The 21991-nt window shown below is 42.4% G+C and carries 21 protein-coding genes and 1 riboswitch; of the genes, 20 read left to right on the forward strand and 1 reads right to left on the reverse strand.

The genetic code is table 11. The annotated features are described in order from the left end of the window. Positions 1-128: 128 nt before the first annotated feature. Positions 129-253: riboswitch (glycine riboswitch) on the forward strand. Positions 254-436: 183 nt separating this feature from the next. The 12 genes from PGR14_RS01590 (at position 437) to PGR14_RS01645 (ending at position 13594) form a co-directional block, all read left to right on the forward strand. Then, a complete protein-coding gene (locus PGR14_RS01590) occupies positions 437-823 on the forward strand; it encodes a GrdX family protein (protein WP_022220909.1) in 387 nt (128 codons plus the stop codon). Between the two features lie 80 nt (positions 824-903). Beyond that, on the forward strand, positions 904-2184 hold the full coding sequence (locus PGR14_RS01595) for a glycine/sarcosine/betaine reductase component B subunit (protein WP_022220908.1): 1281 nt from the start codon (positions 904-906) through the stop codon (positions 2182-2184). 20 nt (positions 2185-2204) lie between these two features. Further along, a complete protein-coding gene (grdB, locus tag PGR14_RS01600; protein ID WP_081445293.1) occupies positions 2205-3518 on the forward strand; it encodes a glycine reductase complex selenoprotein B in 1314 nt (437 codons plus the stop codon). Positions 3519-3566: 48 nt separating this feature from the next. Then, positions 3567-4514, forward strand: a complete 948-nt coding sequence (gene trxB, locus PGR14_RS01605) for a thioredoxin-disulfide reductase (protein WP_008375312.1) — start codon at positions 3567-3569, stop codon at positions 4512-4514. 36 nt (positions 4515-4550) lie between these two features. Beyond that, positions 4551-4868 (forward strand): thioredoxin TrxA, encoded by a 318-nt coding sequence (trxA, locus tag PGR14_RS01610; RefSeq protein ID WP_008375313.1) that lies wholly within the window; start codon positions 4551-4553, stop codon positions 4866-4868. Between the two features lie 133 nt (positions 4869-5001). Next, positions 5002-5475 carry a glycine/sarcosine/betaine reductase complex selenoprotein A gene (gene grdA / locus PGR14_RS01615; RefSeq protein WP_081445294.1) on the forward strand — a complete coding sequence of 158 codons (474 nt, stop codon included), beginning with the start codon at positions 5002-5004 and terminating at the stop codon, positions 5473-5475. A 296-nt stretch (positions 5476-5771) separates the two neighbouring features. Further along, positions 5772-7310, forward strand: a complete 1539-nt coding sequence (gene grdC / locus PGR14_RS01620) for a glycine/sarcosine/betaine reductase complex component C subunit beta (RefSeq protein ID WP_055247420.1) — start codon at positions 5772-5774, stop codon at positions 7308-7310. A gap of 18 nt (positions 7311-7328) precedes the next feature. Then, positions 7329-8483, forward strand: coding sequence for a glycine/sarcosine/betaine reductase complex component C subunit alpha (grdD, locus tag PGR14_RS01625; RefSeq protein ID WP_008375325.1), 1155 nt, complete (start codon positions 7329-7331; stop codon positions 8481-8483). A gap of 247 nt (positions 8484-8730) precedes the next feature. Then, on the forward strand, positions 8731-9492 hold the full coding sequence (locus PGR14_RS01630) for a threonine/serine exporter family protein (RefSeq protein ID WP_055297034.1): 762 nt from the start codon (positions 8731-8733) through the stop codon (positions 9490-9492). Between the two features lie 18 nt (positions 9493-9510). Next, positions 9511-10035, forward strand: coding sequence for a threonine/serine exporter family protein (locus PGR14_RS01635; protein ID WP_270222869.1), 525 nt, complete (start codon positions 9511-9513; stop codon positions 10033-10035). A 139-nt stretch (positions 10036-10174) separates the two neighbouring features. Beyond that, positions 10175-11632 (forward strand): glutamate--tRNA ligase, encoded by a 1458-nt coding sequence (gltX, locus tag PGR14_RS01640; RefSeq protein WP_055297036.1) that lies wholly within the window; start codon positions 10175-10177, stop codon positions 11630-11632. A 99-nt stretch (positions 11633-11731) separates the two neighbouring features. After that, positions 11732-13594, forward strand: coding sequence for an ATP-dependent helicase (locus tag PGR14_RS01645; protein ID WP_022220901.1), 1863 nt, complete (start codon positions 11732-11734; stop codon positions 13592-13594). Here the strand turns inward: PGR14_RS01645 and PGR14_RS01650 are convergent, their stop codons facing one another. Further along, positions 13595-13909, reverse strand: coding sequence for a DUF1292 domain-containing protein (locus PGR14_RS01650; RefSeq protein ID WP_008375343.1), 315 nt, complete (start codon positions 13907-13909; stop codon positions 13595-13597). A gap of 129 nt (positions 13910-14038) precedes the next feature. Here PGR14_RS01650 and PGR14_RS01655 point away from each other — a divergent pair, with 129 nt between their 5' ends. From PGR14_RS01655 to PGR14_RS01690, 8 genes are all read left to right on the forward strand, one after another. After that, positions 14039-15031: a sugar ABC transporter substrate-binding protein gene (locus PGR14_RS01655; protein ID WP_055297038.1), complete on the forward strand. Its 993-nt coding sequence runs from the start codon at positions 14039-14041 to the stop codon at positions 15029-15031. Continuing rightward, complete coding sequence (locus PGR14_RS01660; protein WP_242859471.1) at positions 15022-16743, forward strand: alpha-amylase family glycosyl hydrolase; 1722 nt, start codon at positions 15022-15024, stop codon at positions 16741-16743. The genes PGR14_RS01655 and PGR14_RS01660 overlap by 10 nt, the downstream gene beginning before the upstream one ends. Then, entirely contained in the window at positions 16740-17279 is a 540-nt protein-coding gene (locus PGR14_RS01665; RefSeq protein WP_008375346.1) for a DUF5662 family protein, read from the forward strand. Before PGR14_RS01660 ends, PGR14_RS01665 begins: the two co-directional genes overlap by 4 nt. Before the next feature lie 17 nt (positions 17280-17296). Continuing rightward, entirely contained in the window at positions 17297-17476 is a 180-nt protein-coding gene (locus PGR14_RS01670; protein ID WP_022220898.1) for a DUF4250 domain-containing protein, read from the forward strand. 15 nt (positions 17477-17491) lie between these two features. Then, positions 17492-18940 carry a tRNA (N6-isopentenyl adenosine(37)-C2)-methylthiotransferase MiaB gene (gene miaB, locus PGR14_RS01675; protein WP_055297042.1) on the forward strand — a complete coding sequence of 483 codons (1449 nt, stop codon included), beginning with the start codon at positions 17492-17494 and terminating at the stop codon, positions 18938-18940. Positions 18941-19015: 75 nt separating this feature from the next. Then, positions 19016-19447, forward strand: coding sequence for a putative ABC transporter permease (locus tag PGR14_RS01680; RefSeq protein WP_008375501.1), 432 nt, complete (start codon positions 19016-19018; stop codon positions 19445-19447). A 339-nt stretch (positions 19448-19786) separates the two neighbouring features. Next, positions 19787-21229 (forward strand): peptide MFS transporter, encoded by a 1443-nt coding sequence (locus PGR14_RS01685; protein WP_270222870.1) that lies wholly within the window; start codon positions 19787-19789, stop codon positions 21227-21229. Positions 21230-21375: 146 nt separating this feature from the next. Beyond that, a complete protein-coding gene (locus PGR14_RS01690) occupies positions 21376-21813 on the forward strand; it encodes a hypothetical protein (RefSeq protein ID WP_055157822.1) in 438 nt (145 codons plus the stop codon). Positions 21814-21991: the final 178 nt, after the last annotated feature.

Consider the following 21991-nt stretch of genomic DNA (forward strand, 5'->3'; position numbering starts at 1 on the left):
ACAATAAGAAATATACAAAAAAATCTATAAAAAGACTAGCATTTTGCATAAATGTGTGCTATAGTAATCATGTCAGCAAGAAAGATGCTGTAAAATGTATAAAAAATGCAGTCAATTAGATAGTAGGTTGATATTTCCTGCGAGAGAATCATTTATAAAGATATTTGATAAATGGTCGCCGAAGATGCAAACCGTAGAGCAGTAAAGCTCGTTGAATGGTGAAACTTTCAGGCAAAAGGATCGGGAAAGGTACTACACTCTGAATCCGGAATTGCCGAATTTACAAGGAGACAGAAAGGACGTTTAAAACAGAGAAGTTGTTTTGGCGTCCTTTTTTGATACCAGATATATGTTAAAAAAATATCTGGAGTATTTCAGACACAGGGAGCCAAAAAAGACCGCATAAACGGACAGGGGACGAAAGGAAGAAGCGGCTATGAACACTGGATTTATGATTATCACAAATAATCCACTGGTAAAAGAAAAACTGGGGGAAGATTATCATGTGGAATACGAAGAACTTTCTTATGAGGACACACTTAAAAAAGTTCAGAAGATGATCTTCCAGGGATACCGGCTTTTGACACATCCGCTGTCCGGAAGCGTAAAACCGAATGAGACTCCATATAAGTCGGTTATGCTCTCAGAAACGCCGGAAGGTCTGGATGCACAGGCGATGCAGATCATTGCAAGCGCCATTCAGGCGTGCGGTAAATTTCAGTTTAAGTCTGATCTTTATAAACCTCAGGTTTATGCAGACTTTCAGCTTGTAGATTACACATTGATCTCAAGCGCTCTGCCGTCAGCGGAAAGCTGGCGCTAAAAAAAGGCTGTAGAAGTACATGCGGTTTAGTGTACTTTTGAGCATACAACAAACACATTCAAAAAAGGAGGGAATTTACAGTGAAATTAGAAGTAGGTCACATTTTTATTAACGACATTCAGTTCGCATCTGAATCAAAGATCGAAAATGGTGTTCTGTATGTTGACGAAGAAGCTGTAAAGGCAATCGTTCTTGAGGACGAAAAAATCAAAGATGTTAAATTTGATATCGCAAAACCAGGTGAAAGCGTTCGTATCACTCCGGTTAAAGATGTTATTGAACCACGTGTTAAAGTTGAAGGAAGAGGGGGAGTCTTCCCAGGCGTTATCGCAAAAGTTGACACTGTAGGTAGTGGTAAGACATATGCATTAAAAGGAATGGCTGTTGTAACAGCTGGTAAGATCGTGGGATTCCAGGAAGGTATCATTGATATGTCTGGCCCGGGTGCAGAATATACACCATTCTCTAAACTTAACAACTTAGTAGTTGTTTGCGAACCAGTTGAAGGAATCAAACAGCATGAATATGAAAAAGCTGTTCGTCTTGCTGGATTCAGAGTAGCAGTTTACCTTGGAGAACTTGCTCGTGAACTCACACCAGACGAGACAAAGACATATGAGACATACGGAATCATGGAAGGAAAAGAAAAATTCCCGAACCTTCCGAGAGTTGCTTATGTACAGATGCTTCAGAGCCAGGGACTTCTCCATGACACATATGTATACGGTGTTGATGCTAAGAGAACACTCTCTACAATCATGAACCCGACAGAAGTTATGGACGGAGCTATCGTATCTGGTAACTGTGTATCCGCTTGCGATAAGAACCCAACATATGTTCATGAAAACAACCCGGTTGTACATGACCTGTTCGAAGAACACGGAAAAACAATCAACTTCGTTTGCCAGATTCTTACAAACGAAAACGTATACCTTGCTGATAAGATGCGTTCATCTGACTGGACAGCTAAGATGTGCCGTCTGTTAGACCTTGATGCAGTTATCGTATCTCAGGAAGGATTCGGTAACCCGGATACTGACCTTATCATGAACTGCAAGAAGATCGAAGCTGAAGGCGTTAAGACTGTAATCATTACAGACGAATATGCCGGACGTGACGGAAAATCTCAGTCACTGGCAGATGCTGATCCGGCTGCAGACGCAGTTGTAACCGGTGGAAATGCTAACCAGGTAATCGTACTTCCTAAGATGGATAAAGTAATCGGAACAGAAGATTTTGTTACAACCATTGCTGGTGGTAATGAACATTCTCGTCGTGAAGATGGAACAATCGAAGTTGAAATTCAGGCCATTACCGGTGCTACAAATGAAACCGGATTTGGATATCTGAGTGCACGCTAGGAATGGAGGACGTAAAGATAATGAGTAAAATTAAAGTTGTACATTATATCAATCAGTTCTTCGCTCAGATTGGTGGAGAAGAAAAAGCTGATTATCCTGCTGAACTTCGCGTAGGCGAAATCGTTGGACCTGGACAGGCTCTGACACAGCAGTTTGGAGAAGAAGCAGAGATCATAGCTACAATCGTTTGCGGTGACTCTTACTTCAATGAAAACCTTGACAAAGCAAAAGCTGATATTCTTGAAATGGTTAAGAGCCAGAATCCTGATATCTTCATCGCTGGACCTGCTTTCAATGCTGGACGTTACGGTGTTGCATGCGGAACTATCTGTGATGCAGTACAGGAAGAACTCGGAATCCCGGCAGTAACTGGTATGTACGTTGAAAACCCAGGTGCTGATATGTTCAAGAACAAAGTTTACACAGTATCTACAAAGAACAGTGCAGCTGGTATGAGAGACGCAGTTAAGAAACTTGCTCCTCTTGCTCTTAAGATCGCTAAAGGCGAAAAAATCGGTGCTTCTTGCCAGGAAGGTTACATGCCGAACGGAGTTCGTGTAAACTTCTTCGAAAAAGAACGTGGATCTAAGAGAGCTGTTAAGATGCTCCTTAAGAAACTGGCAGACAAGCCGTTTGAGACAGAGTATCCAATGCCAACATTCGACCGTGTTGATCCACAGCCAGCTATCAAAGATCTTAGCAAGGCTACAATCGCACTTTGTACTTCAGGTGGAATCGTTCCGAAAGGAAATCCGGACCACATCGAAAGTTCAAATGCCTCACATTACGGAGAATATGACATCACAGGTGTTATGGATCTTACAGAAGAGACATACGAAACAGCTCATGGTGGATATGACCCGGTATATGCAAACGAAGATCCAGACCGTGTACTTCCTGTAGACGTTATGCGTGAATTCGAAAAAGAAGGCGTTATCGGAAAACTTCACAACAAATTCTATACAACAGTTGGTAACGGTACAGCCGTAGCTTCTGCAAAAGCTTTCGCTGAGGAATATGCTCAGAAACTTATAGCAGACGGTGTTGACGCAGTTATCATGACCTCTACTTGAGGTACCTGTACACGTTGCGGTGCAACAATGGTAAAAGCAATTGAAGCAGCTGGACTCCCGGTAGTTCATATGTGTACAGTAACTCCGATTTCCATGACAGTTGGTGCGAACAGAATCGTTCCTACGATTGCTATTCCTCATCCACTTGGAAATCCGGCTCTTGAAAAAGATGAAGAGTATGCTCTTCGTAAGGGTCTTGTTGAAAAAGCTCTGAAAGCTCTTACAACAGAAGTAGACGGACAGACAATCTTTGACAACTAAATCATAGTTAGAAGGTCATGTAATTTTATTAAAAAAGGAGAGAACGTTATGAGCAAAGTTTATGACGTGATCGTCCTGGGTGCGGGACCTGCAGGCTTAGCTGCAGGTCTGTACGCAGGAAGAAGCCGTCTTTCAACACTGGTTATTGAGAAAGGTAAAGATGGCGGACAGATCGCAATCACAGATGACATCGAAAATTATCCTGGACAGATCGTAGAAGGGGAAAGCGGTCCTTCTCTTATCGCAAGAATGACACAGCAGTGTGAAAAATTTGGCGTTGAGAGAGCCTCAGATGTAATTAACGAAGTACACCTGGACGGCGATATCAAAGTACTGAAGAGTGCGAAGGCTGAATATCAGTCAAAGACGGTTATCATCGCAACCGGAGCTTTTGCAAGACCGATCGGATGCAAAGGCGAAAAAGAGTTCATGGGCAAGGGCGTTTCTTACTGCGCTACCTGTGATGCAAACTTCTTTGAAGATTTTGAAGTATACGTAGTAGGTGGAGGAGACTCTGCTGTAGAAGAAGCTATGTACCTTACAAAATTTGCAAGAAAAGTTACCATTATTCACAGACGTGATGAGCTTCGTGCAGCAAAATCCATCCAGGAAAAAGCTTTCAAGAACGAAAAACTTCACTTTATGTGGGATACGGTTGTAGAAGAAGTTGGCGGTGACGGAATCCTTTCTGAGATGACTGTTAAAAATGTGAAAACAGGTGAACTCACTAAGATCGTAGCTGATGAAGATGACGGAATGTTTGGTGTATTCGGATTTATCGGAACACTTCCAAACTCAAAGATCTATGAAGGAACAGGTCTTGAGATGGATGAAAGAGGATATATTCCGACAGATGCAGATATGCACACTAATATCCCAGGCGTATTCGCAGCAGGCGATATCCGCGTTAAGAGCTTAAGACAGGTTGTTACAGCTGCAGCTGATGGAGCAATCGCAGCTACACAGGCAGAAAAGTATATTAACGAATTAAAATAATAAACACTTTTTAATAGAGTGAGGAGGACATTTGACATGTTAGAAGTAGATAAGAAAACATTCGAAGACGAAGTCTTAAAAGCAGAAGGTTATGTATTCGTAGATTTCTTTGGTGATGGATGTGTTCCGTGCCAGGCTCTGATGCCATTCGTACACGAAATGGCAGATAAATACGGAGATAAGATCAAATTCACATCTCTGAATACAACAAAAGCTCGTCGTCTTGCTATCGGACAGAAGATCCTTGGACTTCCGGTTATGGCTATTTACAAAGATGGCGAAAAAGTTGAAGAAGTAGTAAAAGACGATGCTACACAGGAAAGCATCGAAGCAATGATTAAGAAATATATCTAATCATTATTTAATTAGGTGAGCCGCGCACAGCCGGCAGAGATCCGGTTGTGTGCTCACAATATATAATCGCGTAAAGCGTGTAAAACTATTATCAAAACAAAATTTTAAAAGAAAGGAAGGAGGAAAAGACATCATGGCAATTTTAAAAGATAAAAAAGTTGTTATTATCGGTGACCGTGACGGTGTACCGGGACCAGCAATCGCAGAATGCGTTAAGACAGCTGGCGGAGATGTAGTTTTTTCTTCAACAGAATGTTTCGTCTGAACTAGCGCAGGCGCAATGGATCTGGAGAATCAGAAAAGGGTAAAAGAATTTGCTGAGGAGTACGGCCCGGAAAACGTAGTCGTAATCGTAGGCGCAGCTGAAGGAGAAGCAGCAGGACTTGCTGCAGAAACCGTTACAGCAGGAGACCCGACATTCGCAGGTCCGTTGACAGGGGTCCAGCTTGGACTCACAACTTATCACGTATGTGAACCAGAGTTAAAAAAAGAATTTGACCCGGCTGTTTACGATGAACAGGTAGGCATGATGGAAATGGTCCTTGATGTTGATGATATCGTAGACGAAATGTCAGCAATCCGCAACGAATATTGCAAATACCTCTAAGATAAAGAGGGATTTATCCTTCGAAGCGGAATATCTGAGATAGAGGTACAGGCGGCAGGATTCTTCCTGTCGCCTGTTTTATTGCCAGGCATATCGGGAACATGCTGGTATTGCATTAGTGAATTGCCTAGCATCTCGGAAGCGTGCCAGTGATGCGCTTCTGATAAAAGCTTGTTTAGCGCATTCTGCCCAAAATCTTTTAAATCAGGACAGGTAGATTATACGCGCATATCACGGAGAAATGAATGATGGTGACATTCGTAAAAAGAGAATGTCAGGAAAGGTGGAAACCAGCGATGAACAGTGTAATTAAAGGAGCAGGATATGTACTCGTACATACCCCGGAAATGGTAGTTTACAACGGAACAACACAGACAACAGAAAGAGTTGTTAATCCGGAATCAGAATATTTAAAAGAACTTAGAGATCATCTTCGGTCATATGATACATGTGTAAATTATTGGCCGAATCAGGTATATATCGGAAATGCAACACCGGACGACCTTGCCCAGGTTGAATTTCCTTACTACGATAAAGTAAAAGAAGGTGCAGAGCGTTACGGAAAATACGGTGAAATCATGCCGGAAGACGAATTCCTTCTTTTAGCTCAGGCATGCGACATGTTCGAAGTTGTTATGCTTGAAAAAGGATTTGTAGCAGCTACAAAAGAAAAATTTGCAGCAGATCCGATCATCACAGATGATATCGTAGAAAAAGTAATCGAGGGATTTGAAATCTCAGAAATCGAACACTTTGTAAATGAAGAGCATGCTGAAGGTCTGTATCATGAAAACAAACTGGTAGGCTGTGTAAAGAGAGCGCATGACATTGATGCAAACCTTTCAGCTCATGTTATGCATGAAAACATTATGAGTAAGGCATCCAGCGTGCTCGCCCTCCTCTATGGTGTAAGAAACGCAGGAATCGAAAAGACAGACGTTGAGTATGTCATCGACTGTGCAGAAGAAGCTTGTGGTGATATGAACCAGCGTGGCGGTGGTAACTTCGCAAAAGCAGCAGCTGAAGTTGCAGGACTTTTGAACGCAACAGGTTCTGACTCCCGTGGATTCTGTGCCGGACCATCTCACGCACTGATCGAAGCAGCAGCTCTCGTAAAATCAGGCGCATACAAATGTGTAGCTGTAACAGCTGGTGGTTGTACAGCAAAACTTGGTATGAACGGTAAAGACCATGTAAAGAAAGGTCTTCCGATCCTGGAAGACTGCCTTGGCGGATTCTGTGTAATCATCGCAGAAAACGATGGTGTAAACCCGGAAATCAACCTGGATATCCTTGGACGCCATACAGTAGGAACAGGAAGTGCTCCGCAGAACGTAATCGGAAGCCTTGTAGCTGATCCACTGGAAAGAGCAGGACTTAAGATCACAGATATCGATAAATTCTCTCCGGAAATGCAGAACCCGGATATCACAAAACCGGCAGGAGCCGGAGATGTACCGCTTGCTAACTACAAGATGATCGCAGCTCTCGCAGTTAAGAGAGGCGAACTTGATAGAAAAGAACTTGCAAGCTTCGCAGGAGAACACGGACTGACAGGATGGGCTCCGACTCAGGGACATATTCCTTCAGGTGTACCGTACATCGGATTTGCAAGAGAAGATATCCTTGCTGGAAAGATCAATAAAGTCATGATCATCGGAAAAGGAAGTCTGTTCCTTGGACGTATGACCAACCTCTTCGATGGTGTATCTTTCGTAATCCAGGCAAATACCGGTGCAGAAGATAACAGTGGTGTATCAGAAGAAGAAGTAAAAGGACTGATTGCAAAAGCAATGAAAGATTTTGCAGCATCACTCATGGCAACAGAAGAATAAGAAAGGTGGACAAACAAAATGGCAAATAGTATTGAAAGAATGATTGCCGACACCTTTATGGAGATGGCGCAGGGACTGGAGACAGGAAGCTTCGGAAAGCGCCCGAAAGTTGCACTGACCGGAATGGGAAGCGAACATGGAGAAGAAAACTCTATGGCAGCGGCAATTGAAGCGGCAAAAGACGGAATTGATGTATATTATATCGGAACATTAGAAGCAGAAGGCGTTACAACTGTTAAAGTGGCTAACGATGAAGAAGGTCATGATAAGATGGAAGAAATGCTGAAGAATGGAGAAGTAGATGCAGCAGTAACCATGCACTTCCCATTCCCGATCGGTGTATCTACAGTAGGACGCTGTGTAACACCGGCAACTGCAAAAGAAATGTTCATCGCTAATACAACAGGAACATCCAGCACAGACCGTATTGAAGGAATGATCAAAAATGCGATCTACGGAATCATCGCTGCAAAAGCTTGTGGCAAGAAGAATCCGACCGTTGGTATCCTGAATGTAGACGGTGCACGTCAGACAGAGAAAGCTCTGAAGAAACTGCAGGAGAACGGGTATCCGATCGAATTTGCAGAATCAGGAAGAGCAGATGGCGGATGCGTTATGAGAGGAAATGACGTCCTTCAGGCATCCCCGGACATCATGGTAACAGATTCCCTCACAGGAAATATCATGGTGAAAATGCTTTCTTCTTTCACAACAGGCGGAAGCTTTGAAGCTACAGGATTTGGATATGGACCAGGAATCGGAGAAGGATATGAACAGCTTGTCATGATCGTATCCAGAGCATCCGGGGCACCGGTTATTGCAAATGCAATCCGTTACGCAGCACAGCTGGTAAGAGGAAAAGTATTTGAAGTAGCGAAAGAAGAATTTGCAGCTGTTAAGAAAGCTGGATTAAAAGAAATCCTTGATGAGCACAAAGCTTCTCAGAAACCGGCAGCGGCTGAAGAAGAAGTAAAAGAGCCACCGAAGGAAGTCGTTACAGCACAGATTCCAGGTATTGAAGTTATGGATCTGGAAGACGCAGTTAAAGTACTGTGGAAACTCGGCATCTATGCAGAAAGCGGAATGGGATGCACCGGACCAATCATTCGTGTATCTGACGCTAACCTTGCAAAAGCTGAGGAAGAACTGAAAAAGAGCGGATATATTAACTAATTAAATCTGCCTTTTTATAAACACTCTCACTCTAATTCAGGAAGATGGGCTTTCCGGTCATAAGACCGGGAAGCCTTTTTCCTTGCGAAAAACTGTTTTTGCAGAAAGATTATACATTATTTGTCACAGATACTGTGAACAGTAATGATTGAACTGTTTTGTGTACGGAAAAATTTTTGGTTGATTTTTAGAATAGGAAATAGTATCATGACAGTTATAAATCCGAAAAAGTGAGAGGGAGAAAGTCATGGATACGCAATTATTACTGAAAACGGCGATGCTTGCCGGTGAAATAATGCTGCGAAGCGGAGCGGAAACGTATCGTGTGGAAGATACCATGCATCATATACTGAAGACGGCGGATCACATCGAGATGGCAGAAGTTCTGGTGATCATGACCGGAATTTCCGCGACGATCAAACTGGAGAACGAAAAGGCAGTTACTGTTACAAAGAGAGTAGAAGAACGGGATACCAATCTAAAGCTCGTCGTAGATGTTAATGAGATTTCCAGGCAGTATTGTGGAGATGATCTGACACTAGAGCAGGCATATGAGAAGCTTTCGACGTTAAAACAGTTCGAGTTCAGCCGCAAGACAACTAACCTGGCAATGATGGGGGTTGGTGTGGGATTTACAATTTTTTTTGGTGGATCCATTGCAGATACCGGGGCAGCCATCGTTGTAGGACTTTTTCTTGTTGCCTTTGTATCAGCGGGACAGGATCTGAAATTTCACCCATTTATTCAGGATATTTTCGCAGGATTTGGTGTTGCATTTGCCTGCTGCCTTCTAAAAGAAGGTCTGGGTGATCAGATGAATATGGATACTGTTATGATAGGAAGTTTTATGCCTCTTGTACCGGGAATGGCAATCACCAATGCTGTCAGGGATACCTTGCGGGGGGATTATCTTTCCGGTGGTGCAAGAGTGATGGAAGCTTTCTTAAAAGCACTTGGGATTGCAATTGGAATTGGTATTGGGCTGGCGCTTTGCGCAAAGATTTTTTAGCAGGAAGGAGAGCAAAAAATGAACAGTACTGTTTTTGAAATGATCATCCGGGTATTTGGAGCGTTTTTATCTATTTACAGTTTTGCGGTTCTCCTTCAGGTTCCGCGCCGCTTTGTTCTTCAGGCTGGTATTGTAGGAGCAATTGGTGGATTTGTTTATCTGCTTGCAATACATTTTGGCAGGGGAGATGTTATGGCATCTTTATATTCAGCAGTTGTAGCTGCGGTTGTTTCGCATATTTTTGCGAGAGTTTATAAGACACCGGTTACGTTGTTTTTGATTGCCGGGGTTCTTCCGACTGTTCCCGGAAACGGGATGTACCAGACGGTTCATTATCTGATCGACGGGAACGAGGCGATGTCCGAATTTTATCTGATCCAGACATTGGAGATCGCAGGCGTGATCTCTCTTGCAATTTTTGTCGTGGATACCTTTTTCCAGGCTTTTCAGAAGAGTGAGTGGAAGCAGAATTCCATGAAGTATGTCCGAAAGATCGTTCCTGGATCTGAGGAACTGCAAAATATAGAAAAACGGGAAAAATAGTGGCTTCGGAATGCTTGAAGTAAAAAAGGGAATGTGTTAGTATTATAAAGATGAACATATATTTGAATGTCATAGAGAACTGTGAATAGTTTATTTTCACAGTGAAAATAAAACAGAAGTTAAAGAGAGGAACACTAAAATGAAAAAAGTCAGAACAAGATTTGCACCGAGTCCGACAGGTAGAATGCATGTCGGTAATTTGCGTACTGCATTATATGCATACCTGATCGCAAAACATGAAGGCGGAGATTTTATGCTCCGTATTGAAGATACAGATCAGGAAAGATATGTAGAAGGTGCATTGGATATTATTTACAGAACACTGGAGAAGACAGGCCTTGTTCATGATGAAGGACCAGATAAAGATGGCGGTGTCGGACCATACGTTCAGAGTGAAAGACAGGCTTCAGGAATTTACATGAAGTATGCTAAGCAGTTAATTGAACAGGGAGATGCATACTACTGTTTCTGTGATAAAGAACGTCTGGAATCTTTGAAGACTTCTGTATCAGAGGATGGAACACAGATTGTGAATTATGACAAGCATTGTCTGCATCTGAGTAAAGAAGAGATAGAAGCAAACCTTGCAGCCGGAAAGCCATATGTTGTCCGCATCAATATGCCGACAGAGGGAACCACAACTTTCCATGATGAAATTTATGGAGATATTACCGTTCCGAATGCGGAACTGGATGATATGATCCTGATCAAATCAGACGGATATCCGACCTATAATTTTGCGAACGTTATTGATGATCATTTGATGAATATTACACACGTTGTCCGAGGAAATGAATATCTTTCTTCAGCACCGAAGTACAACCGTCTTTACGAAGCATTTGGATGGGAAGTACCGGTCTATGTACATTGCCCGCTGATTACAGATGAGAACCACAAAAAGCTCAGCAAGAGATGTGGACATTCTTCTTACGAAGATCTTCTGGATCAGGGATTTGTAAGTGAAGCAATTGTAAATTATGTGGCACTTCTTGGATGGTGTCCGCAGGATAACAGAGAGATCTTCTCACTGCCGGAACTTGTTGAAGCATTTGACTATCATCATATGAGCAAATCACCGGCTGTATTTGATATCAATAAGCTGAAGTGGATGAACGGAGAATATCTGAAGGCTATGGATTTTGATAAATTCTATGAACTTGCAGAGCCGTATATCAAGAAAGTGATCACAAAGGATTATGATTTGAAAAAGGTTGCGTCTCTGATCAAGAGCCGTATCGAAATCCTTCCGGATATCAAAGACCAGATTGATTTCTTTGAAGCTGTTCCGGAATATGATACTGCAATGTATTGCCATAAGAAGATGAAGACTAACGAAGAGACTTCTCTGGAAGTATTAAAAGAAATTCTTCCAAGACTGGAAGCATGGGATGATTACAGTAATGACGCATTATTCGGGCTGCTGAAGGGATTTGCAGAAGAAAAAGGTTATAAGAACGGATATGTGATGTGGCCGGTAAGAACTGCAGTTTCAGGAAAGCAGAATACTCCGGGTGGAGCGACTGAGATCATGGAAGTTCTTGGTAAGGCAGAATCTGTAGAAAGAATCAAGAATGCAATAGAATTATTAAGCAGGTAATATACAGATATAAAAGTATGCATGGGGGACGGATTTCTTTTTTCGCGTAATGCGGAAGAGGAATCCGTTCTGTTGTATTACATATGAGAAGGGGAGTTCATGAAACTAAACAGAGGACAGGATGAAGCGATAAAGCACGGGAATGGACCGTGTATGGTGCTGGCACCTCCGGGTTCGGGAAAGACGCTTATTGTCACAGAACGTACCCGTTATCTGATCGAGGAGAGCGGAGTACGCCCGGATCAGATTCTTGTAATTACTTTTACAAGATATGCAGCACGTGAAATGAAAGAACGTTTTGAAAGGCTGACTGCCGGAAAAAATTATCCGGTAACGTTTGGGACCTTTCACAGTATTTTTTATGGGATTCTAAAATGTGCCTATGGGATTGGTGCGAATAATCTGATGTCTGAAAAAGAGTCCTCTGTACTTTTACAGGAGGTCTTAGACCAGACCAATATCGAATCAACACCTGAAGTAGAAGATGAGGAGGAACTGGTGAGAGAACTTCTGCGGGAAGTCGGCATGGTAAAGAACGGACTTTGTCATCTGAAAGATTTTCACAGTAAGTATCTTACACAAGATGAGTTTGCAGAAGTGTTCCGCAGCTATGAGCATCAGAAAAAAGAACTGAAAAAATTTGATTTTGATGATATGCTGGTACAGTGTTATGCACTTTTCCGGAAAAAGCCGGAGATTCTGCAAGGATGGCAGAAGCGTTTTCAGTATATCCTGATCGATGAATTCCAGGATATCAACCGTGTGCAGTATGAAGTGATCCGGATGCTTGCAGCACCGAGGTACAATTTGTTTGTAGTCGGGGATGATGATCAGTCCATTTATGGATTTCGTGGAGCAAAGCCGGAGCTGATGCTTTATATGAAGCAGGAATTCCCATCACTTCGGACCATTTCGCTGACGGTGAATTATCGTTCTACCGAATTTATTACCGGAGCAGCGGCAAGGGTGATTTTGCATAATGATACCCGTTTTTACAAGCGTGTACAGTCATTTCGGGGAAGAGGACAGAATGTTCATGTGCAGGAAGTCCTGGATGAACAGGAAGAGGCGCAGTATGTAACGGAAGAGATCCAGAAAAAACTGGACCAGGGAATAAAGCCGGGAGAAATTGCTGTACTTTTCCGGGCAGCAGTCCAGGCGCGAATGATTTCGGAAATATTAAGCGAACACCGTATCCCGTTTGAAATGCGAGATTATGTGACCAATTTTTACAGGCATTTTATTGTAAAAGATATGATGGCATATCTGCAGTTGGCAGCAGGAAAGCGGGATAGGTCGCTTTTCCTGACGATCTGTAACCGACCACTCAGGTATCTGGCACGGAACAGTATGGAGAACCGGCAGGTAAATTTTGAGGATCTGCGTAAATTTTATTGCGATAAGGACTGGATGCTGGATATTATTGACCAGTTTGATGTGGATGTCCGTATGATGAAGAATATGGCACCTTATGCGGCAATCCAGTATATCCGAAAAAAGATCGGATATGATGATTTCCTGAAAGAATATGCCGAAAAACATCAGATTTCGTGGAAGCAGCTGATGGATGTGATGGCAGAGCTTGAGGAGAGGAGTAAAAACTTCAAATCCTATGATGAATGGGAAATCCATATTGCAAAATATACGCAGGAGCTGGAAGAACAGCAGGCAAAGGCAAGGAAGATCAAAGGAGAGCGGGAGAATAAGGTACAGCTGATGACGATCCATTCAGCGAAAGGACTGGAATTTGAGGATGTATTTGTGATCCATGCCAATGAGGGTGAGATTCCGCATCAGAAGGCAGAAAAGAAAGACGAGATTGAAGAAGAGAGAAGACTTTTTTATGTAGCATTAACCCGTGCGAAGAATAATCTCTGTATTTCCTATATTACACAAAAAAACGGGAACAGTATCAAACCGTCCCGTTTTGTGGAAGAGCTTTTAGGTCAGAGAATAAAATAATTATTCTTCAATATCAAAGCCTTCAAATTCCTGTGTATCAAGCCATTCATCAAACTTATCCGCAGCGCGGTCATACTCATCATCATCTTCGATATTCTGAAGATCATGATCGGAGCCGCCTGTGGTATCACGGATAAAGCGATAGATCCATACATCTCCGTCCTCATTTCCACCGTCTTCATCAAGCGGAAGAAGTGCAATGTATTCGGTAGAATCCATATTAAAAGTTGTGATAATGGCGCATTCGATTTCCACATCGTCATCAAGTGTCAGTGTGACAACATCGGATTCAAGCAGATTATGTTCCTTTTCCATTGTTCAGTTCTCCTTTCAATCTGATACTATCACTCTAACAGAGTATGGGGATATTTGCAAGGGGAAAAGTATTGACATTAGCGGTAAAAAAGATACAATAAAAGAAAGGTTTCAGGGAGGTTTATCTATATGAAGAAAAAGATTTTTTCTATCTTTCTTGTGATGGTTCTCTGTATTGGCATGACTGCAGGCTGTAAGAAGAATGTTGGGACAAGCCAGGACAATGCAATAGCAGAAGAGGACGATGACAGCAAGGAAGAGGCAAAAAGCTATCGTTTTGGATTTAGTTGTATTACCATGGAAAATCCATACTATATTACACTTGAGCAGGCACTGAGAGAAGCAGTCGAAGCACAGGGAAGTACGCTGGTGACAAAAGATCCGGCACTGAATGTAGACACCCAGATCGAGCAGATCCATCAGATGATCAAAGACGGACTGGATGCCATTTTTCTGTGTCCGGTATCAAGAGATGCGATCACACCTGCTCTGGAAGAGCTTAAGGAAGCCGATGTTAAGATCATCAATATTGATACGGAAGTTAAGGATACGGATTATATTGATGCCTTTATTGGTTCGGATAATAAAGCTGCCGGACAGCTTTGTGGAGAAGATCTGATACAGCAGAGTCCGGATGGTGGAACGATTGTAATTCTTGAAGGTCTTACACAGAATTCTATTGTAGAGAGAATTACAGGCTTTGAGGAAGCAATTGCCGGAAAGGGATTTGAGATTGTAGGAAGAGCAGATGTCAGTGGAGATTTGAACGAGGCAAGAGAAGCAGCTAACAAGATTTTTGCAGAGAATAAGGATGTTACGGCAGTAATGTGCGGGAACGATCAGATTGCGCTTGGGGCACTGGTTGCAGCAAGAACAGCCGGTCTTACTGATGTAAAGATTTACGGGGTAGATGGTTCTCCGGATCTGAAAAAAGAACTTCAGAAGACGGATTCCCTGATTCGCGGAACAAGTGCGCAATCACCGATCAAACTCGGAAAAGAATCGGCCAAAATCGGTTTTGCTATTTTAAACGGGGATGAGTATGAAAAGACAACGTATCTGGATGTATGTTTTATTGATGCCTCGAATGTAGATATGTATGGAGTTGACGGATGGCAGTAACAGGGGGAACAGTGGATATGAAGACAGCAGTGGGATTTCCGTTTCCACAGGGATGTACTGTGGAAGGACAGACAGCGAATTTTTCGGTAGCAGTTCCGGAAGGACAGACATGTGAACTGATCATTTATAAAAAAGGTGCCAGGGCTTCAGCATTTTCACAGGAGATGCCATACTCTGATGTGGCAGGAAATCTGCACTTTCTCTCCGTGGTGCTGGAACAACCGGAAGATTATGAATATTGTTATAAAATCGGTGGAAAGATGGTTCCGGATCCATATGGAAAAGCATTTTCAGGCAGAGAACACTGGTCTGTGTCAAAGGGAAAGGAAAAGAGAAAACTGCGTACCCGGATCGTAACAGATACATTTGACTGGGAAAAGTCGCAATTTCCGCATCTGAAAAAGGAAGATGTGATCGCCTACAGTCTTCATGTCCGTGGATTTACAAAACACAGTTCGTCCGGAGTCGCACACAAAGGAACGTTTGACGGAGTTACGGAGAAACTGCCCTATCTTCAAAAATTGGGGATTAACCAGATCCATCTGATGCCGGTTTATGAATTTGATGAGAATCAGAGGCATGTGAATTACTGGGGATATGGAAAAGCATATTTCTTTGCACCAAAAGCATCATATGCGGCAGGAGATCCGGTGAATGAGATGAAGTCACTTGTTCGTCAGATGCATCTTGCGGGGATTGAAGTTATTCTTGAGATGCCTTTCACAGAGGGAACTACGTTTTCTCTGATTTTAGATTGTCTGCGTTACTGGGTGATGCAGTATCATGTGGATGGATTTATTGTGAATCCATATATCTGCAATCCGGATGAACTTGCAAAGGATCCTGTGCTTGCGAAAAGTAAAATCCTCAAAAAAGAAGACGGATTCCAGAATGTGATGCGCCGTTTCTTAAAGGGAGACGATGGCATGATCCGGGATGTGATCTGCCAGCTGAAGAATCAGGATACACAGCTGTATAATTATATTGCAAGCCACAACGGATTTACGCTCTGTGATGTAGTTTCCTATGATGGAAAGCACAACGAAGCAAATGGTGAGAATAATCTGGATGGTCCGGATTACAATTACAGCTGGAACTGTGGGGCAGAAGGGAACAGCCGGAAAAAGGCGGTTAACGAGTTGCGGAAGAATCAGATATTTAATGCGTTCTTTTTACTTTTATTTGCACAGGGAATGCCGTGTATCCTTTCCGGGGATGAATTTATGAATACCCAGAAAGGGAATAATAATGCATACTGTCAGGATAATCTGATATCATGGCTTGACTGGAACCAGCTTTCCAGACAGGAGGAATTATATACATTTGTATGTCGACTGATTGCACTTCGCAAAGCCTGTATGAAGCAGATAGCGAAAAAATCAGAAGACACGATGGGCAGAAGCGGAATCCCTCAGATTTCCTATCATGGGGAGGATGCGTGGCAGATGCCGGCAGGGCGTGCAAGCAGACAGCTTGGTGTATTCTATCATGAAGAAAGTACAGAGAAGGACTTTTATATTGCATATAATATGCACTGGCTTTCTCATTCATTTGCACTTCCTTCCCTTCCAAAAGGAATGGAATGGGTGTGCATAGCAGGGACAAAAGAAGGAGTCCTGGATGAAAAAGAAGCAGTTCCGGTAAAAGATAAGAAGGTTCAGCTGGAGGAGCGAACGATCAAAGTTTTTGTTGGAAGGCAGGCTAAAGAATGAAAATCTGGAAACATTTTTGCACCATAACACATCACAAATATCTGGTTATGAAGAACTGCTTTAAGGTAGGACTTTACAGACAGGGACTTTTGCATGATATGTCGAAGTACTCTCCGGCGGAGTTCTGGGTTGGGTGCAGGTATTTCCAGGGAAACCGGAGTCCGAATAACGCAGAAAGAGAAGAAAAAGGCTATTCTTCGGCATGGCTGCACCATAAAGGGCGCAATAAACATCATTATGAATACTGGATTGACTACGGACTGGAAGGGGAACCAATGCTTACCGGGATGAAGATGCCCAAAAAGTATGTGGTCGAGATGTTAATGGACCGGATCGCAGCATCCAAGATTTATATGAAAGATAAATATACGGATACGTCACCGCTTGAATATTATCTTCACGGTATTGCAGGGGACTGGATGCATAAGGATACCAGGGCACTTCTGGAAGAACTTCTCTATATGCTCGCGGCAGACGGGGAAGAGAAAACTTTTGATTATATCCGAAATACCGTGTTGAAAACGAGAGATTATTAGAAAAAGAGGATAAAAACATGGCAGATTTACCAAAGGATCCAATGATCCTTCTGAGTGTGGTCAATACAAAATTACGGGATTTTTATACAGATCTGGATACTCTTTGCCAGGAGATGCAGATTGAGAAAAAAGAACTGACAGAGAAACTGGCATCCATTGATTATGAATATGATGCAGGGCTGAACCAGTTTGTATAGAGAGGTTAATAACATATGAATAATATTGATTTTGATGCAATAGATCTTACCAAAGAAGCTCCGGTCACTGAGCCGGAGAGACAGTACTATTACATTGCCAAAGCGCGGAAGTATGTAAGCGAAAAAGCACAGGAGATCGGAAGAGATCTGACTTTTTGCGTGACGACTTTCGGTTGTCAGATGAACGCTCGTGACTCCGAAAAGCTGGTCGGTGTTCTGGAACTGATCGGATACAAGGAAGAGCCGGATGAAGAGAAAGCAGACTTCGTTATCTACAACACTTGTACTGTCCGTGAAAATGCGAATCTGCGTGTTTACGGACGCCTGGGACAGCTTGGTGCAAAGAAGAAAAAGAATCCGCATATGTTCATCGGACTCTGCGGATGTATGATGCAGGAACCGACTGTTGTAGAGAAGATCAAGAAGAGCTATCGGTTTGTTGACCTGATCTTTGGAACTCACAATATTTATAAATTTGCAGAACTGATCGTGACAAGATTTGAATCTGAGAGAATGGTGATCGATATCTGGAAGGATACCGATAAGATTGTGGAGGATCTTCCGAGCGAACGTAAATTTTCCTTCAAATCCGGTGTTAACATCATGTTCGGATGTAACAATTTCTGCAGCTACTGTATCGTACCGTATGTGCGTGGACGTGAGAGAAGCCGTAATCCCAAAGATATCATTCGCGAGATTGAAGGACTTGTGGCAGATGGTGTGGTAGAAGTTATGCTCCTTGGTCAGAATGTAAACTCTTATGGAAAGAATCTGGAAGAGCCGATGACATTTGCACAGCTTCTTCAGGAGATTGAGAAGATTGAAGGACTGGAGAGAATCCGCTTTATGACTTCCCATCCAAAGGATTTATCAGATGAACTGATTGATGTAATGGCACATTCCAAGAAAATTTGCAAGCATCTGCATCTTCCGGTTCAGTCAGGAAGCAGCAGGATCCTGCAGAAGATGAACCGCCATTACACCAAGGGGCATTATCTTGAGGTGGTAAGAAAGATCCGCGAAGCAGTGCCGGATATTTCCCTTACAACGGATATTATCGTCGGATTCCCTGGGGAGACAGAGGAAGATTTCCAGGATACTCTGGATATTGTAAGACAGGTGCGTTATGACAGTGCCTTTACTTTTATCTATTCCAAGAGAACAGGAACCCCTGCGGCAGCAATGGAAGATCAGGTTCCTGACGACGTGGTAAAAGACCGTTTTGAACGCCTTTTAAAAGAGGTGCAGCAGATTTCGGCGGAAGTATGCTCTGTACATCAGGGAACCACACAGGATGTGCTGGTTGAAAGTGTCAACGATCATGATCCGTCATTGGTGACAGGACGAATGAGCAACAACCTCCTGGTACATTTCCCAGGAGATGAAAGCATGATCGGTAAGATCGTGACAGTTTACTTAAAAGAGGCAAAAGGCTTCTATTATATGGGAGAACTCTGTAAATAAATCCAATGATTTGTGATAAAATCCAAAAGAAACGCTCATGCTATGTAAGAGATTTGCATAGTGAGGGCGTTTTTTATGGTGAAAAGAGTGAGTAAAAGGGTAAGTGAGATAGTCTTTCTGATAGCAGCAGGGGGAAGCACCTATTATCTGATCGAGATCTGGTTTCGTGGATTTTCTCATTGGACCATGTTTGTGCTTGGGGGAGTTGCATTGACATTTTGCAGTTTTCAGGGCGAGGTAATGCACTGGTCTGAGCCGATGTGGATTCAGATTATCCGGGCAGTGCTTTTCCTGACATCCCTGGAATTTATGACGGGGATTATCTGTAATAAATGGCTGAAGATCGGGATCTGGGATTACCGGGATCAGCCGTTCCAGCTGTGTGGCCAGATCTGCCTGCCATTTATGGTGATGTTTTCAGGACTTTTATGCCTTGCGATCGTGCTTGGAGGAGTGGTGCTCTGGGGCGTATATGGGGAGGAAAAGCCGGAGTTTCATGTGTTGTAAAATGGACTTAAGCATTTTTTATATGTGAAAAATGACGAAATTAAGATGAAAAGAGTCGTGGGAAACCAAACTCTTTTCATTTTTTTTGTGGATGGTTACAAAAATGAGCATAAATGCATTTTGTTAAATGTAAAATGTTGACAATTATCGAAGAATTCAGTAAGATACAAGAAAGGTTCAAGATAAAAAACAAGTGAATATAATCATGGAAAAAGGAGGGCAGCAGGAAAAATCGGGGAAAATATAAACTGTTTTTTATTGAATGAGAAGTATATGTTATTTGGAGGAAAACTAAAAATGAATCAATATGATGAAGCCTTAAAAAAGGAGACCGCGTTTTTGGGCCAGCCTAGGGGGGGGGTGGGGACTCTCAGCTTTGTACAGCTTTGTTCGTCTTTTTCAAACTACGCAATGAATGCCGTAATGATCTATTACCTGTATGCAAATGCACCTGCAGGTCTTGGATTCGATAAAGCAGATGCAGCACAGTTGATTTCTTTATATGCAACTGTAGTCGGAATGACAACCATCATCGGAAGCTATGTCTGCGACCGTATTCTTGGATGTCGTAGGTCACTGCTTGTAGCCAGAGTTACCGGATTTATCGGTTATACCTTGCTTGCATTTCCACTTGGGGTAGTTGGATATGCAGCTGCTATGGGATGTATGGTATTCGGTTCACTCTTCGCAGGAAGATGTATCGAAACTCTGATCGGTAAATTCTACGATGAGAACGATGGAAGACGTGACAGTGCTTTCACAATTTCTTACGTAATTTCCAATATCGGTGCAGCAGCTCCGGCCCTTGCAGGTGTAATCGCAGCGAAATGCGGATATCACGCAGCATTCGCATTATCAGCAGTTCTCTCATTCTTAGGTACTGTTGCTTATATTGCTACTTACAAAAAATTCTTCGGAAATATCGGTCTGGAACCGGATGATCCGCTTCCGGCAGATAAGAAACGTTCTTTTGTTGTAAAAATGCTTATTGTTGTTGCTATCGTAGGAACAGTTTTAGCAGTTTCATTTGCAACAGGAAAGCTGAAAATATCTTCCTTTGCAAACGTAGTAAGTACTATTTCCATCTTTATCCCGCTTGCTTATCTTGTCTTCATCTACTCAAGCAAGAAGACAGAAAAGCACGAGAAAAAGAAAGTACTTTGTCTGCTTCCACCATTTATCTGTAACGCCGTTACACTTTTGATCTGGACACAGACAATTTCAATCCTTGCTATCTTCTATGAAGAAAAAGTAAATCGTGTGATCTTCGGAGTAGAAATTCCGGCAGCTTCATTCCAGACAATCCCGGCAATCTTTGCGGTTTGCTTCGGTAGTCTTCTTACCATGCTTTGGACAAAACTTGGCAAGAAACAGCCATTCGGAACAACAAAGATGGGATTCGGAACGATTTTGTGGGGACTTGGAGCAATGATTATTGCACTCCTTTATATCATTTACCCAGGCGATGCAAAAGTAAATGCATGGTGGATCGTATTGTTCTATGTAGTACTGATGTTTGCTGAAGGATTTACATGCCCGATCGGTTACTCCATTACAGCAGTAGCAGCACCAAAAGCCTTTGTAACACAGATGATGACTGTATGGTCAATGTCTCAGTCAGTAGGAGCTGCTCTTAACATGATCCTCGTTAACTTCTATAAAGAAGGAAGCGAAGTGCCGTTCTTCATCGGAATCGGTGCAGTTGTAGCTATCCTTGGTGCAGTCGTACTCGCTTTCAGCAAGAAACTTGCAGAAGGAATGGGAATGGAAAGAGAAGCGTAGGAAGTTTCTCGAGAATAAATCAAATAAATGTCCTCTTAAAGAAGAAGTAATAAAAAGTATCAAAAAAATCCTTGTCAGGCAGAGATGTCCGGCAAGGACTTTTTGATTCTATACCATTTTGCAATATTTTGTAATAAAGGAGGAAAGTGAGGTGGACAGATTTAAAAGAATGCTGCGATTATTACAATATAAACTATAAATCCCTATGTACTTATATGCAGAAAAATAAAATATCAAAAGAGGAGGCGTTCAGCCATTATTATCAGTATTATAAATATAATCGTTTTACATATAACCATGTGACTTATGACAGTTTCGCCGCATGCTGCATGGCATATGAGATTAAACCGATCTGCGTCCGGCGATATGCAAAAAGAAAGCATTTTCTGCTGCGGCATGCGCTTTCCAGCTATTTGAATTATCATAATAAAAGAAAAATATATTTCTGCGGACAGGAATATATTACATTTACATCATGTTGCAGAGCATTTGGATGCAATGCATCTTATGTGTCGGCATACGCAAAACGGCACGGAATATCCAGAGAAGAAGCTTTGAAATTTTATATCAATCGGTGTCATTAAAAGCGGTGCGCAATAGAGCATGGCGAAAGAATTGTTCGGCACAAGAAGCATTCCGGCATTGTTTGAAAAGGAAGAAGAATCTGGAAATGGACGCGTTTTACTATAAAGGTGATAGGTATAAGGACTTGAAAGAATGCTGCAAGCAATATGGAATCAATGTTCAATCTGTGCATTCTTA

The sequence above is a fragment of the Coprococcus sp. AF99-45 genome (genome assembly GCF_027663865.1).
GTDB lineage: Bacteria > Bacillota > Clostridia > Lachnospirales > Lachnospiraceae > Allocoprococcus > Allocoprococcus comes.

Bases quoted from the DNA above. Each gene is read 5' to 3' on its own strand.
- PGR14_RS01590 (WP_022220909.1), top strand. From the start codon at position 437: ATGAACACTGGATTTATGATTATCACAAATAATCCACTGGTAAAAGAA.
- trxB (WP_008375312.1), top strand. From the start codon at position 3,567: ATGAGCAAAGTTTATGACGTGATCGTCCTGGGTGCGGGACCTGCAGGC.
- trxA (WP_008375313.1), top strand. From the start codon at position 4,551: ATGTTAGAAGTAGATAAGAAAACATTCGAAGACGAAGTCTTAAAAGCA.
- grdC (WP_055247420.1), top strand. From the start codon at position 5,772: ATGAACAGTGTAATTAAAGGAGCAGGATATGTACTCGTACATACCCCG.
- grdD (WP_008375325.1), top strand. From the start codon at position 7,329: ATGGCAAATAGTATTGAAAGAATGATTGCCGACACCTTTATGGAGATG.
- PGR14_RS01630 (WP_055297034.1), top strand. From the start codon at position 8,731: ATGGATACGCAATTATTACTGAAAACGGCGATGCTTGCCGGTGAAATA.
- PGR14_RS01635 (WP_270222869.1), top strand. From the start codon at position 9,511: ATGAACAGTACTGTTTTTGAAATGATCATCCGGGTATTTGGAGCGTTT.
- gltX (WP_055297036.1), top strand. From the start codon at position 10,175: ATGAAAAAAGTCAGAACAAGATTTGCACCGAGTCCGACAGGTAGAATG.
- PGR14_RS01645 (WP_022220901.1), top strand. From the start codon at position 11,732: ATGAAACTAAACAGAGGACAGGATGAAGCGATAAAGCACGGGAATGGA.
- PGR14_RS01650 (WP_008375343.1), bottom strand. From the start codon at position 13,909: ATGGAAAAGGAACATAATCTGCTTGAATCCGATGTTGTCACACTGACA.
- PGR14_RS01655 (WP_055297038.1), top strand. From the start codon at position 14,039: ATGAAGAAAAAGATTTTTTCTATCTTTCTTGTGATGGTTCTCTGTATT.
- PGR14_RS01660 (WP_242859471.1), top strand. From the start codon at position 15,022: ATGGCAGTAACAGGGGGAACAGTGGATATGAAGACAGCAGTGGGATTT.
- PGR14_RS01665 (WP_008375346.1), top strand. From the start codon at position 16,740: ATGAAAATCTGGAAACATTTTTGCACCATAACACATCACAAATATCTG.
- PGR14_RS01670 (WP_022220898.1), top strand. From the start codon at position 17,297: ATGGCAGATTTACCAAAGGATCCAATGATCCTTCTGAGTGTGGTCAAT.
- miaB (WP_055297042.1), top strand. From the start codon at position 17,492: ATGAATAATATTGATTTTGATGCAATAGATCTTACCAAAGAAGCTCCG.
- PGR14_RS01680 (WP_008375501.1), top strand. From the start codon at position 19,016: ATGGTGAAAAGAGTGAGTAAAAGGGTAAGTGAGATAGTCTTTCTGATA.